General features: G+C 51.0%; 12 protein-coding genes. 4 read left to right on the top strand and 8 right to left on the bottom strand.

Annotated features, from left to right (window positions below; genetic code table 11):
* Positions 1-58: 58 nt before the first annotated feature.
* Complete coding sequence (locus tag ABWW03_RS08315; protein WP_353407624.1) at positions 59-511, bottom strand: HIT family protein; 453 nt, start codon at positions 509-511, stop codon at positions 59-61.
* 239 nt (positions 512-750) lie between these two features.
* Between ABWW03_RS08315 and ABWW03_RS08320 the strand changes: the two genes are divergently transcribed.
* Positions 751-2,487: a proline--tRNA ligase gene (locus ABWW03_RS08320; protein ID WP_353407625.1), complete on the top strand. Its 1,737-nt coding sequence runs from the start codon at positions 751-753 to the stop codon at positions 2,485-2,487.
* A gap of 45 nt (positions 2,488-2,532) precedes the next feature.
* Positions 2,533-3,120: a lytic transglycosylase domain-containing protein gene (locus tag ABWW03_RS08325; protein ID WP_435372750.1), complete on the top strand. Its 588-nt coding sequence runs from the start codon at positions 2,533-2,535 to the stop codon at positions 3,118-3,120.
* 9 nt (positions 3,121-3,129) lie between these two features.
* Here the strand turns inward: ABWW03_RS08325 and ABWW03_RS08330 are convergent, their stop codons facing one another.
* Positions 3,130-4,059: an exopolyphosphatase gene (locus tag ABWW03_RS08330; RefSeq protein WP_353407627.1), complete on the bottom strand. Its 930-nt coding sequence runs from the start codon at positions 4,057-4,059 to the stop codon at positions 3,130-3,132.
* A 191-nt stretch (positions 4,060-4,250) separates the two neighbouring features.
* Positions 4,251-5,549, bottom strand: a complete 1,299-nt coding sequence (locus ABWW03_RS08335; protein WP_353407628.1) for a valine--pyruvate transaminase — start codon at positions 5,547-5,549, stop codon at positions 4,251-4,253.
* A 232-nt stretch (positions 5,550-5,781) separates the two neighbouring features.
* On the opposite strand from ABWW03_RS08335, the gene ABWW03_RS08340 reads away from it, so the two are divergent.
* A complete protein-coding gene (locus tag ABWW03_RS08340; RefSeq protein ID WP_353407629.1) occupies positions 5,782-8,253 on the top strand; it encodes a zinc-dependent metalloprotease in 2,472 nt (823 codons plus the stop codon).
* 74 nt (positions 8,254-8,327) lie between these two features.
* Here the strand turns inward: ABWW03_RS08340 and ABWW03_RS08345 are convergent, their stop codons facing one another.
* The 5 genes from ABWW03_RS08345 to ABWW03_RS08365 all read right to left on the bottom strand — a co-directional run bounded on the left by ABWW03_RS08345 (position 8,328) and on the right by ABWW03_RS08365 (position 13,358).
* Positions 8,328-8,999: a response regulator gene (locus ABWW03_RS08345; RefSeq protein WP_353407981.1), complete on the bottom strand. Its 672-nt coding sequence runs from the start codon at positions 8,997-8,999 to the stop codon at positions 8,328-8,330.
* A gap of 47 nt (positions 9,000-9,046) precedes the next feature.
* Entirely contained in the window at positions 9,047-10,510 is a 1,464-nt protein-coding gene (locus ABWW03_RS08350; protein WP_353407630.1) for an ATP-binding protein, read from the bottom strand.
* 47 nt (positions 10,511-10,557) lie between these two features.
* Positions 10,558-11,088 carry an EF-hand domain-containing protein gene (locus ABWW03_RS08355; protein WP_353407631.1) on the bottom strand — a complete coding sequence of 177 codons (531 nt, stop codon included), beginning with the start codon at positions 11,086-11,088 and terminating at the stop codon, positions 10,558-10,560.
* A gap of 117 nt (positions 11,089-11,205) precedes the next feature.
* Entirely contained in the window at positions 11,206-11,808 is a 603-nt protein-coding gene (locus ABWW03_RS08360) for a response regulator transcription factor (protein WP_353407632.1), read from the bottom strand.
* A gap of 5 nt (positions 11,809-11,813) precedes the next feature.
* The gene (locus tag ABWW03_RS08365) at positions 11,814-13,358 is read right to left on the bottom strand and encodes a PAS domain-containing sensor histidine kinase (RefSeq protein ID WP_353407633.1); all 1,545 of its coding nucleotides are present in this window, start codon (positions 13,356-13,358) and stop codon (positions 11,814-11,816) included.
* A 194-nt stretch (positions 13,359-13,552) separates the two neighbouring features.
* On the opposite strand from ABWW03_RS08365, the gene ABWW03_RS08370 reads away from it, so the two are divergent.
* Complete coding sequence (locus tag ABWW03_RS08370) at positions 13,553-14,335, top strand: SDR family oxidoreductase (RefSeq protein ID WP_353407634.1); 783 nt, start codon at positions 13,553-13,555, stop codon at positions 14,333-14,335.
* Positions 14,336-14,399 lie beyond the last annotated feature (64 nt).

Genomic DNA, 14,399 nt, shown 5'->3' on the forward strand with positions numbered 1-14,399 from the left:
AAAAAGCCCAGCATAGGCTGGGCTTTTTTGTGGTTTGCATGAGCGAGCTATGACCTTATTACGCCTCTTCCGGCGTGAAGAAATCACAGGCCAATGCACTTCTCAAACGCGAGAGACGCGAAGCCAATTCATCATCATCGTACGCTTTTGCAGGCACCGCTCCCCAAATCGGGTTCGGCCAGGCGGCGTCATCTTTAAAGCGCGCCACATGATGAATGTGCAACTGAGGCACATGATTGCCCAAAGCCGCCATGTTCATCTTGTCGGGTGCAAATAAGGCCACCATAGCTTCGGATAAATAGCCCGATTCCTGGGCAAATTGCTGGCGATCAAGTTCGCTCAGGTGATGCATTTCGGTGTGATTGGCCCGTTTGGGTACCAACAGACACCAGGGGAAATTGGCATCTTTACTCAAGAGCACAAGCGACAGTGGAAAGTGCCCAACGACGACAGTCGACTCGGCCAATTGTGGGTCCAGCTTGAAGGGCTGGGTATCCATGGTTTCATCCATAGAATTATCCTCGATCAAATTTTAACCATTCCGCACCCAAAACAGGCCCAGAAATGGCTTTACCGGGCTAAGACGAACAAAACGGCGTAGACCACCAGAGGCTGGCGCCTTAAAATAGCGCGTTCATTTGCTGCCTGATCGAATTGCGGGCAGCGGGCCCGGAAGGCTTCTGCATTGTACTTCCAGCATAGCAAGACCGGGCTCAACCGCAAACCGCTTGATATGAGATACAGACCACTATGCGTGCCAGCCGATTTTTGATCGCTACTTTAAAAGAAACCCCTGCCGACGCCGAGGTCATCAGTCACCAGCTGATGCTGAGAGCCGGCATGATCCGCAAGCTGGCTTCTGGCCTGTATACCTGGTTGCCGATGGGCCTGCGTGTGCTGCGCAAGGTAGAAACCATTGTCCGCGAAGAAATGAACAAGTCCGGTGCCCAGGAAGTGATGATGCCAGTGGTCCAGCCGTCTGAGCTGTGGCAGGAATCCGGACGCTGGCAGGAATATGGGCCAGAGCTTGCCCGCCTGCAGGATCGTCACCAGCGTGACTTTTGTTTGGGCCCAACCCATGAAGAAGTCATCACCGATATGATTCGCAATGAAATCAGCTCATACAAGCAGTTGCCGGCCAATTTCTATCAGATTCAAACCAAATTCCGCGATGAAATTCGCCCGCGTTTTGGCGTTATGCGTTCACGCGAATTTGTGATGAAAGATGCCTATTCTTTCCACACCAATGCGGAGTCTCTGCAAGAAACCTACGATGTGATGCACGGCACCTATTGCAGCATCTTTAATCGTATCGGTTTGGATTACCGTCCGGTATTGGCCGACACCGGTTCCATTGGTGGCGCGCATTCCCATGAATTCCACGTACTGGCGCAAAGTGGCGAAGACGATATCGTGTTCAGTGATAGCAGCGACTACGCGGCCAATGTTGAAAAAGCTGAAGCCTTAGCGCCGTCCGGAGAACGTCCAGCCGCCAGTGCAGCCATGAAAAAAATTCATACTCCCGATCAGAAAACCATCGCTGCGGTGAGTGATTATCTGAACGCGGATCCGAAACAAAGCGTAAAAACGTTGATTGTTCTGGGTGAAGCCGAAGAAGGTGAAACCGCACCGCTGCTTGCTTTGGTTTTGCGTGGTGATCATGAGCTAAACGATATTAAGGCGGAAAAACTGGAAGGCGTCGCGAACCCATTAACGTTTGCGCCTGAAGAACGCATCAAAGCCGAGCTGGGTGTCGGCGTCGGCTCAATCGGCCCGGTTGGATTGAATATTTCAACCATTGTTGACCGCAGCGCGGCCCATCTGGCTGACTTTATTTGCGGTGCCAATGAAGACGATTACCACTACACCGGCGTAAACTGGGAGCGTGATACAAGCCTGTCCCGTGTTGAAGACATTCGCAATGTCGTGACGGGCGATCCAAGCCCTTGCGGTCAAGGTAAACTGGAAATCAAACGTGGTATCGAAGTCGGTCACATCTTCCAGCTGGGCACAAAATATTCCCAGGCAATGAACGCGTCGGTTCTGGATGAAAACGGAAAAGACGTTGTGATGAGCATGGGTTGCTACGGTATTGGTGTAACGCGGGTTGTGGCCTCGGCCATTGAGCAGAACCATGATGACAATGGCATCATTTGGCCAGACGCCATTGCACCGTTCCAGCTGGCCATCGTGCCGATCAATATGCATAAATCCGAGGCGGTTGCCACGGAATGTGAAGCGCTGTACAACACACTGAGTGCGGCGGGTGTTGACGTCATTTTGATGGACGAAGCCAAAGCCCGCCTGGGTGTAATGCTGGCCAATACTGATCTGATGGGGATTCCTCATCGTTTGGTTATTGGCGATAAAGGCCTCGCCAAGGACAGTATTGAATACAAAGGCCGCCGCGACGAACAAAGCCAGGATGTCGCCCGTGGTGAACTGGCCAGTTTCCTCAGCGAGAAACTGGGTGCCCGAATCGCCTAAGTGCCCCATAGCGCTTATCGCTCATCGGCACTGAGCCAACACGCCATGTTCAATCTTCAGCGCAAACAAGCAACACCACTCACCCTATCAGGACTGGTGTTGCTGCTGTGCTGCCTCCCCACACTCCTCTTTGCACAAGCTCTGGAAGTTGACCCGGAACTGCGCAAGCGTTTGAAATCCAGTATTGCTTTAGCAGACAGTTTTGAAGACCGATTCGATGCCGAGGTCTGGCTTGTTGCCAAATCCCAGGTCCTCAAGCGCTACGTCAAGGACCCCGAAAAGCGTTTGCGCATTCTAAAAGCCGTGCACCGCGAAGCCAGTCGCCAACAACTCCCACCGGAAATGGTATTGGCGGTGATTCAAATTGAAAGTCATTTTGATCGATTTGCGATTTCAAAAGTTGGCGCGCAAGGCATGATGCAAGTCATGCCGTTTTGGAAAAAAGAAATTGGCCGCCCACAAGACAACCTCACCAAAATGGATACCAATCTACGCTATGGCTGTACCATTTTGAGGCATTACCTGGACCGGGAAAAAGGACGTTGGCCAGAAGCACTGGCACGCTATAACGGCAGCTATGGCAGCTACCGCTACAGCCGAAAAGTGTTGAACGCCTGGGACCAATGGCGTTAAGTCAAACCGCTAACCATCAGCATTAATGCTGCTGATCAGCTCTTCCAGGACATCTTCCGCCTTATCGTTTTCAATTTGACAAGTCCCCGCAGCCAAATGGCCGCCACCACCATACTTCAACATCAATTCACCGACATTGGTTTTGGAACTGCGGTCCAGAATTGATTTACCCACCGCAAACACGGTGTTCTGTTTTTTCAGGCCCCACATGCGGTGAATGGAAATATTGATGTCGGGATACAAGGCGTAAATCATAAAGCGATTGCCCGCCCAGATCGGGTCTTGCTCTTGCAAATCCAAGACCACCAGATTGCCATGCACCGTACTGTTTTGTTTGATCTGATCCATAAACAGAAGATGATGCTCGCGATACATTTCCACCCGTTCTTTCACATCAGGCAGTTCCAGTATTTCGTCAATATTGTGATTCGCGCAGTAATCAATCAGCTGCATCATCAGTTCATAATTGGAAATTCTGAATTCCCGAAAGCGTCCCAAACCGGTGCGCGCATCCATAATGAAATTCAACAGTTCCCAGTTTTGAGGATTCACAATATCTTCACGCGCATACTGCGCGGAGTCCGCCTTGTCGACGGCGTCCATCATTTCTTCCCAATCAGTGGGAAATACCTCAAAGCCACCATAATGATCAAACACCACCCTGGCCGCCGAAGGCGCTTCTGGATCAATAATATAGTTGGGAGCCGTATCATTGCGTACAGCCTCAGAATGATGGTGATCGAAGGCCAGGTAGACACCAGGCACATAGGGAAGATTGGTGGTGATATCGTTGTCGTCAATATCAACTTTGCCATCCTGCATATCTTTAGGGTGGACAAACTTGATGTCCGACACAATGCCCAGATGCTTTAACAGAACCGCACAGACCAAACCATCAAAATCACTGCGGGTCACTAATCGATATTGCTTTGTTGTCATTCTCTCACCTTTTAGCAAACAACCGAACAAGGCTCAATTGGGGGCCTTTTCTTAACCATAGTCCAAGCTATAGCGGCCTGCTGTGGATTTGCTGAAGTGAGAAGAGAAAATCAGTGGATTAGGCGACCAATGGCCGCTAATCCCTTGATACTGATAGGAAATCTGTACAAAGCAGAGCTCAGGTGCCGAGCTTAGGTCCCCGCCTCTTCATAGGCCTTGCGTACCTCCTCGGCAATGATCTCGATCCCCCGAGCAACGACTTCGGGGCTTTGGCTGTAGGTGACCCGCAGACACTCATCTTTATGGTCCCAATCCTCATCGAGCCCGACGAAGAAATGATGGCCAGCCACCACCAATACGCCGCGCTGTTTCAGACGTTGATAGAGCTGCTCACTGCTGATGGGTAGGCCTTTGAACCAGAGCCAGAAAAACATCGCGCCTTCCGGCTTGTGCAGACGATAAGGCAAATCACCAAACGCCTGTTTCACCGATTCCCGTGCGGCCTCAGCTGCCCGCTGATAGTAAGGACGAATAATGTCGTTACTGATCCGTAAAATGCTGCCGTCGGAAAACAGCTGCTTACCAATGCTGGGGCCGAGCGTTCCAGACGCCAGGCTGACGATGGTATTGGTATTGGTAAACGCCTGAATGATTTCTTCGCTGGCCACCACAATACCGGTGCGCGCGCCCGGCAATCCCAGTTTGGAAAAACTGAAAACGACGATGGTATTGTCATTCCAATGGGGTTTCGCCTCACTGAAAATCATATTTGGAAACGGAATGCCATAGGCACCATCGATGATCAGAGGAATGCCCTTGTTGCGGGCCAACTGGTCCAGCTTGGCAATTTCACCATCGGTCAGAACATTACCGGTTGGATTAGTGGGACGGGATACACAAATCGCACCGATATCCTCTCCGAGGTTCAGCTCTTCAAAATCCACTCGATACTTGAACAGATTATCGTCCAATTCCTCGATTCTGGGTTTGGCGGCGACAAACAAATCGTCTTCGACACCCACATCGGCATAACCCAAATATTCGGGCGCCAGGGGCAACTGAATTTTCTTATAGCTGCCATCGCTCTGACGACCGGCAAACATATTGAACAGATTGAAAAACGCCGACTGGGAACCGTTACTGACGGCAATATTTTTAGCCGTCACCGGCCAAGCTAACTCGTCATTAAGCAACTTGGCGACCGCCTCCAGGAATTCCCACTCGCCCTGAGGCGATTGGTAAATACCAAACAACTTGTGACGCTCGCGCTCATCCGCCAGCACGGCTTGCAGTTTTTCTGCGAAAATATCTTCCAGTTCCGTTATTCGACTTGGATTGCCACCCCCCATAAAAATCATATCGGGTCGACGCGCCAGGGCTTCGCCCAGATCGTCCATCAGATTAACAATACCCGAATCACCTGCCATTTTTTGCCCGAGCCTGGACAGCCCATTACCGGTTTTTGGCGGCATGTTTGCATCCTTATCCATCACTTCACACCATCACAATCAACAGCCGACAGTTCGCCGGCCCAATACGGCCAGCCTACCCTGTTTATCGATCAAAATCGACCGCCACCAGAACCTCTGCCAGAGACAGATTCGGTATGCGTGCCCTGTCGATTTATTCGTCTTGTTATTGGAGCTGACAAGGTTTCGTCTGCAGACGATAATGCTGAGCTTGATCAGACAGCCCTATCATTCACCAATCAGGATAATAAACATGTTTCCCATGCTGCAATTATGGGCCCGACGCCCTATCCAACTGTTGCTGAGCTTTTGCATTTTATGGCTGGGGGCCAACAGCAGTCTGGCGGCATTCCCCTCCATCGCCAGTAAAACCAAAGGCATGCAAGCCATGCCGGGTTTTGTAGACCTCTACTGGGACGAGGAAAAAGGCGATCTGTATATGGCCATCGCCGAGCTGGATAAAGAATTCATCTATCAAGTTTCCCTCGCATCCGGGCTGGGCAGTAATCCGGTGGGTCTGGATCGCGGACAGCTTGGGCATACTTTTGTTCTGGAAGCTCGTAAAGTGGGCCCCAAGATTTATTTTTGGGAAAAGAACTATCGATTTCGTGCTGACAGCGACAATCCAGCTGAGCGTAAAGCCGTACAGGAAGCCTTTGCTCAATCTGTACAATGGGCCTTCCCCATTGTTGCTCGCAGCGGCGACAAATATTTGCTGAAAGCCAATGATTATTTTCTGCGGGACACGCATCAAGTCATCTCCCGACTGAAAAGGGCCAAGCAAGGTAAGTTCACACTGGACAAAAAACGCAGCAGCTTTCACCTGGAACGCACCAAGGCCTTCCCCAATAACACTGAAGTGGAAGTGAATCTGACTTACGCCAGCGAAAAGCCCGGCAAGTTGGTTCGTCATGTTGCCGCCAATGCCAGTTCCGTGAGCCTGCGTCAACACCATACATTTATTGCCGCACCTGAAGGCTATACTCCACGTTACGCCGACCCACGCATCGGCAGCCTGGGTCTGACCTACCAGGATTATGGCAGTGCAATTGAACAGGATTTGTTTGTCCGTCTTGCCGGGCGTCATCGCCTGGAGAAGAAATTCCCGGAACAAGCGCGTTCAGAGGTGAAAGAACCCATTGTGTATTACGTCGATGGTGGTACACCTGAGCCTATTCGCAGCGCATTGATCGAAGGGGCACTGTGGTGGAACGATGCATTTGAAGCCGCTGGGTTTATGAACGCCTTCCAGGTGAAAGTCCTACCTGAAAACGCCGATCCTCAAGATTCTCGTTATAACATGATCCACTGGACGCACCGCCGCACTCGCGGATATTCCTATGGCAGTTTTATTATGGACCCGCGCACCGGTGAGATTATCAAGGGCAATGTAAACTTGGGCAGTTTGCGCCTGCGTCAGGATTATCTGCACGCACGCAAAGCCCTTGAAGGATACCCAATGGATCAACACAGCATGTGTCAATTGGCGGATTCTCCCAGCTTTGACTATCTGGCCAAAGTGGCCAATGGCAGCGACAAAGCGGCGGTTGAGATGGCCCTGGCCCGTGTTCGCCAGCTCTCCGCTCACGAAGTGGGCCACACCATTGGCCTGCCTCATAATTTTATGGCGTCCAGCTATGGCCGTGAAAGCGTGATGGATTACCCGGCACCGATGATCGACATCAAAGACGGTAAGCTCGACGTCAGCAATGCTTATCTGCAACGCATCGGTGAGTACGATAAATTAAGTGTTCGCTGGTTGTACGGCGAGTTTGATCAGGACAAAGAGCAAACCGAACTGGCAGCCATAATTAAAGAAAGCATTGATCGTGGTCTGATTTACATTAACCACATCAACAATAAATTCACCCGTGCAGCGCATCCTAAAACCTCGGTGTGGGACAATGGCAGCAACCTGGTTGATCAACTTGAGCATGAATACAAGGTTCGCCGCATTGCTCTGGATAACTTCGGTGAGCACTTGCTGCGCCCCGATGAGCCCTACAGCAATCTGCGTTACATTCTGTTGCCGAGCTATATGCACCATCGCTTTCAGTTAAACGCTGCCGCACAGACACTCGGTGGTGCGGACTATCGTTACGCCAGCCGTGGTGACGGTCAGCAAACCATCAATATCGTTCCGGCCGAAGAGCAACTGCGCGCACTCGACCTCATACTGCACAGCCTGAGCCCTGAATTTTTGCGCTTACCAGCCGCTGCACTGGAATTGATCACTCCAGCAGAAGGTCGTTTCAATCAGGGTGAAACTCTGGCCGGTCGTGCCAACCTGATCTTCGATACCGACGCCGCTATTGAAGCTTCTGCCGCACTGAGTATTGAACAGATTCTGCGCCCGGAACGTTTGCAACGCCTGGAAAACTTCTCTGTACGCGGTGATTATCCAAGCGTCGAACAAGTGCTTGACCGTCTGCTCAAGGCAACCTGGGATGTCGCACCGGCCAAAGACCCACAGGATCGCCAGATTCAAAAAGTGGTTCAACAGGTACTTGCTCAGAAAATGGCAGACACCGCCGCCCACAAAAATACCAGCCACAGTGTTCGCGCCGAGTTAAATCACAAACTCAGCAGTCTGGCCAAACGATTGAAGAGCAAACGCAAGGCAAGTGCTCATGAATTGCAGGTCGCCAGGAATATCGACCACTGGCTGAAAAAGCAGGAAAGCCAACTCAAGAGCATTGACTTGCCGGCAGGTGATCCGATCTAAACAAACCGGCAGGTGCCCGATCTAAACAAAAAAGCAGCGTTTAACGCTGCTTTTTTGGGCTTGGCCTTTAATGTTTACTGTTCAAATCGATAACCGACACCGTAGACCGAGTGAATTAACTCCTGCTCCGTAACCGCCGACAGTTTCCGGCGCAGGTTTTTGATATGACTGTCCACGGTTCTGTCGGTCACTACCCGACCATCGTTATACAACTTATCCATCAATTGATCACGGGAAAAAACTTGTCCCGCATGACGGTACAGATAATGAAACAATCGGAATTCGACCGGTGTCAGCTCCAACGTCTTACCCAACACCGATACCTGATAACTGCTGTCATCAATCAGAATATCACTGTCAATCGGTGCGTCCTCAGGTGAGGATTTGTAACGACGCATTACTGCTTTAACCCTCGCCACCACCTCTCTCGGGCTGTAGGGTTTGCAGATATAGTCATCCGCGCCAAGCTCGAGCCCCAACAATCGATCAATCTCTTCTACCTTGGCGGTGGTCATAATAATCGGCAGGCTGGAAAACTGACGCACTTCACGGCATATGCTCATGCCATCTTTTCCTGGCAACATTAAATCGAGCAACATCATGTTAGGCTGCTCAGCCTTGACCCAATCCACGACCTCAAGACCATTCGCCAAGGTATGACATTCATAGAGTTCTTGCTCCAGATAGTCATTTAATAATTGAGCCAGTTTAGGCTCGTCCTCAACAATAAGTATTTTTTCTTTCATCATGTCCATCTCAGCAATGTTTTGCTATGCCCTGGAGAGAAGTTCGATCAATGTTCATATACCGGTAAATATAGAGTAATTTGTAAGCCGCCCAATGCCGATGACGAGGCCTCTATTCGGCCACCATGGGCCTCGACAATGTTCTGGCACAAGGACAAGCCCAAACCTGATCCACCGTGTTCTCGGCTCCGGGATTGATCAACACGATACAGACGTTCAAAAATTTTCGGCATATCCTCTGGTGAAACTGAGGGTGAAGAATCCTGTAGAGTCACCCTCAATTCTTTCTCAAGGACTTCTGCACTCAAAAGCGCTTCACCTCCAGCATCGGTATAACGCAAACTGTTTTCCAGGAGATTGTGCATCAGCTGGGCGAAGCGCTTGCGATCGGCTCGAATATAGCTGTCCAGGCTGTCCAAACCATCAGCGCGCAAACGGAGTCCTGCTTTTTTAAAGCGCAGTTCAAAGGCGTCTGTAGACATCTCGAGTAACTCTCGGGCATTTTCCCGGGCAAATCGATAATCCAGAGCACCTGCATCAGACAACGCTAACTGGTACAGGTCGTCCACAAGGCGACTTAAGGCCAACACTTCGGCATGCAGGGATTGCACATTGTCGGCATTGAACTTTCGAACACCATCCAACACCGCTTCGATCTCGCCTCGTAGAACCGCCAAGGGCGTGCGTAACTCATGGGAAATATCCGCGATCCACTGCTGACGGGATTGCTCATTTTTTTCCAAAGTGAGCGCCAACTGATTGAAGTCCCGGCTCAAACTCGCAAGCTCGTCATTACCACGAACGTCCACCCGTCGACTGTAATCCCCCTCCCCTAAGGCTTTTGAACCTTCAGCCAGGGCGCGAATCGGGGAGATAAGGTGTCGAGCCAACAGCCAGGCCAACAGGGCGGAAACCAACAGGGCGAATACCACGACCCCCCAAATTTTCTGAAGTTGTTTACGGCGAAATTCATAGTCCGGACGGTTTCTTTGAAGTTTGGCTTTTCGAATAGCAAAACTGCCAATGGTCTGGCCATCCAGTTTCAGAGGAACCCGAATTTCATCGTTCTTCGCCCCATCGGTGACAGGCCATTTGGAAGACGACATTAACAAGTCACCGCGCTCATCATAGATACGCAAAAAACGCGCCTCTCGAAAGTGTCGTTCGAATATTTTACGGCGATGCTTTTCCTGATTTTTGTTCAGGCGTTCGGCGTCAATCCGCCCGGCTTTTTCCTGAAAGTGCTTTTGACGTTCAAGACTGAGGGTTTGGAAAATAATTCGGCGCATCATACGCGGATTGTCTTTCAAATCCTGCCAACTGCCTTGCACGCGATAGTGTTCAACCAGGGCGTTGCGAATGGGTTCAGTTCGCTCAACCGCAGCATTGTTGAGGTATTCACGAAAGCCACGATCGAAATTCAAAAACGTAAACCAAGCCACAGCCAGAATGACACTGGCCGTAGCGAGGGCAAAGGCGAGAAACAGTTTGCCTTGCAGTCTAATGTTCATACAACGTTTCAACTCAATAGGTTATCTCAGCCTTTGCCACTACACGCTTAGCGACTGAGCATTTTTCGCATTTTCTTTTTGGAGTGCTTGCGACTCTTAGAAAACTCTTCTTCGCTGATTTGACCATTCCCGTCCAGATCCATGCGCGCGAAACGCATACCGGCACGATCAGATCTGGCGTCCTGAAGTTCTTCCTGGGTCAACTGACCATCCTGATTAGCATCAGCCAGAGCAAAAATATTTTTGGCGATTTGCTCGCGTTCACTTGGACGACGATCAACAAATTCACTCAGACTGACAGTGCCGTTACCATCACCATCCAAGCGGGCAAACATTTTGGCCTGCATTTCGGCCTTCTTGGCTTCACCATAGGCGGTCAATTCAGCCTGACTCAACTGACCATTCTGATCGCTGTCCATATCCGCGAAACGTGCAGATTTCGCCGCCTGAATTTCAGAGCGCGTAATGATACCATCGCCATCCAGGTCCAGCTTTTCCCGATGCCCTTCGCCACCTGGAAAGGCGTATGCCTGGGAAGTTGCCGCCAAGGCGATCATCATCGTTACTATCTTCTTCATATCCAATTCCTCGATTCTCTGTAATGGTTAAGGCCACATCGTTGTGACTTGTTGCCCATATTAGGCATCGAGAATGCAGCAAATATGGAGGAATTGTGGAATATTGCCCAGCTAAGGTTAAGCATCATCGGACATGAGATTGATTTTCTGAATCAGCTCCGCCAGGTTGCCGGCCTGCATTTTTTTCATTACGCGTGACCGGTGAATTTCAACGGTTTTCACACTGATACCAAGAGTTTCCGCCAGGCCTTTATTACTGGCACCCCCAGCCACGAGATGCGCTACTTCCTGCTCCCGGCGACTGAGCGCCTGCCAGTGACGATTGGCTTCAAGCAAATCAGATTGTCGCTCAAAGCGACGGGGAATCTCTTCAACGGCCTTAGCGATGATCGCCAACAGACTTTCATCATCAAATGGCTTGCTGATGAAGTCGAAGGCCTGGTTTTTCATCGCGGCTACCGCCATTGGCACATCACCATGACCGGTAATCAAGATGACTGGGATTTGGTAGGCCTTGGCAATAAGTTGTCGTTGCAGTTCGAGCCCGCTCATGCCTGTCATGCGCACATCCAAGAGTAAGCACGCGGGTTCGCCCTGATAGGCGTTGAGGAACGCTTCAGCACTGTCATAGCCTCGACTGTCGTAGCCCGCGCTTTCCAGCAACCAGGACAGGGATTCTCGAAAATCAGCATCGTCATCAACGATCAGTATTGGATTCATTGTGCTTACCTACTCGCCGCCAAGCGGATTCTAAAACAACTGTAACTCTGACCATCGCTGTCGACATCTATGCCGCCGCCCAGACTTTCAACAATAGAGCGGGAAATCGACAGGCCCAAGCCCATACCAGAGGATTTGGAACTGTAATACGGTTCGAAAATATGCGTCATTTCTTCAGCGGAAATACCACCCCCCTGATCCACAATATCAACTTGCCAATCCTGGCTGTGGGTTTCGGCTTTGTTCAGCGCCTGAATCGAAATATTGATTTCTCGTTGAGCGTTGTTGTTTCCACTGCGATCGCCAGACTGAGCCATCGCTTCCAGAGCATTAATCAGCAGATTCACCCAAACCTGCTGCAATTGAACCTTGTCGGCCATCACCTGTGCTTTACCTTGGGGCTTGTCCCAACGAATGTTCACCGATTGTTGTTCGAGTTCCTGTTCAACAAAATTCACCGCTTCTCGAAGAGACTGCTCCAGATCGATTAACTCAGGACGGAGTGGGGTTTTCTTCACCATTGAGCGCAATTGCCGCACTATGGCTGCTGCACGCTCGGCCTGCTTTTCCATTGCGGATAATAACTGCGTGAGTTTGTCTGGGCTGATGGTTTCTGCCTGCTTCAGTTTCCGCAAACCGCCACGGGCGTAATTCAATAAGCTCGCCAAAGGTTGATTGATCTCATGGGCCAGGCCACTGGCCATTTCCCCCAAACTCATTAAGCGTTCGCTGTGCGCCAGCTGCTGTTGTTTATCTTGCAATGCCTGTTGAACCGCCTGCTCTTCTGTTCGATCGCGGATAATCAGAGAATAAAGCCCATAAACCGGTTCCGTATGCGTCGAGATCAACTGCTCAAGTTGCCAAAAGCCTTCTTTCCTGCCAGGAAAATCCAAGCGAATGGCGCCCTTCCAGCGCCCTTTCTGTCGGGCCACCTGCAACGCGATCGTACGAATCTTCTGAACACTTTCCGTCGACAAATAATCACGCAGTGAGAAACGTTCCTGTGGCTCGGCACCGCTTTCAGAACGCCCGAGCGCCTGACGCGCCGCACGATTTAAATCCAGCACTTGCAATTGTTCATCGCACAACAGCACCAGATCTGCACTGGCCTCCACAACCGCCGCCAACCTTTGCAGAGCCTGTTCAGCTTCAACTTCCTGTTGCACTTCACGGGTAACGGCAATGATTTCTTTAAGCTCCCCGCTCTGCTCATCCCGTATGGAACGATGAGTACTTTCCACCCAGCGGTATTCACCCTGGCGATTTCGGGAACGATAGCGAAAGGTTCGGGTTCCATGTTTTTTGATGGCGGGAATCAACTTGTGCTGCATCGCCCAAGCATCTTCAGGGTGGAATAACTCGTAAGCGGGTAGCCCCAACAGCTCATCAGCACGGTACCCCGTGAGCTGCTCTACCGCCGGATTCACGGCGCTGTAGGCCCAATCACCAGGACGGTGTAGGGTAATCATCACTCCAGACTGCTCGGCTAGAATTCGATAGCGTGCTTCATTGTATTCGAGCAGATTGGATGCCGGCTCCAGGCTATCCATTGATCAGTGCCCTTTATTGACTGCTTATGAATACGCAGTATAGGTGATTCCCCCTAGTCGAAAAAGCATTCTCACCCCTTCAAAGCGCCATTGTGAATGTTCCGCCATCACAAGAATAAATAAGCCCCGCCAGTTCGGCTTTGTTAGGCTCTGCCAATTCAAACCAACGACGACGTTCAGAGAGGAGAGTAATAATGCTGAATGATTTATTTGGGATGCAGGGCAAGGTCTGCGTGATTACCGGTGGCTCACGTGGCCTGGGTTACTACATTGCTCAGGGCTTTTTAGAGGCAGGAGCCGCACGCGTCTACATTACGGCTCGTAAAGCCGAAGCTTGTGAAGCCGCCGCTGCTGAGTTGAGTCAATACGGCGACTGTATTGCGCTCCCCGGTGATGCAGCCAGCAACGAAGGCATCCTCGCATTAACCCAGGCGTTGAATGAGCGCGAATCCCATATCGACGTGCTGGTGAATAACGCCGGAACAGGCTGGGCTGGTGAGTTTGGTCAGTTCCCGGAAAAAGGCTGGGACAAGGTCATGGACATTAATGCCAAAAGCCCCTTCTTCCTGACTCAGGCTCTGCTGCCCCTGTTGAAAGCCAATGCCAAAGCAGACGATTACGCCAGCGTCATTAATATCGGCTCCATTGCCGGTATCGTCGGAAACGGCCTCGATAACTTCACCTATGCGGTGAGTAAATCCGCAGTACACCAGCTGACTCGCGTATTAGGGAAGGAATTGGCCGAAAGCCACATCCGTGTCAACGCTATCGCTCCAGGCCGCTTCTATTCCAAACTGACTGAGTTCCTGAGCACCAACAAAGAGGCCTTTGAAGCGGAATGCGCCAGTATCCCGATGCATCGCTGGGGTGAAGCCAGTGATATTGCCGGCGTAGCGATCACGCTGGCCAGTAAGGCCGGCGGCTTTATCACTGGTCAGATTATTCCCGTCGATGGCGGCACCACCCTTATTGCCTGAACCCCACAAATTGTTCGTTTAGCCCTTTCAGGACGAAGAACAGGCCAGAATCACTCTCCTGGTC

It is taken from the genome of Pseudoteredinibacter isoporae, assembly GCF_040372805.1.
Classification (GTDB): Bacteria; Pseudomonadota; Gammaproteobacteria; order Pseudomonadales; family Cellvibrionaceae; genus Pseudoteredinibacter; species Pseudoteredinibacter isoporae_A.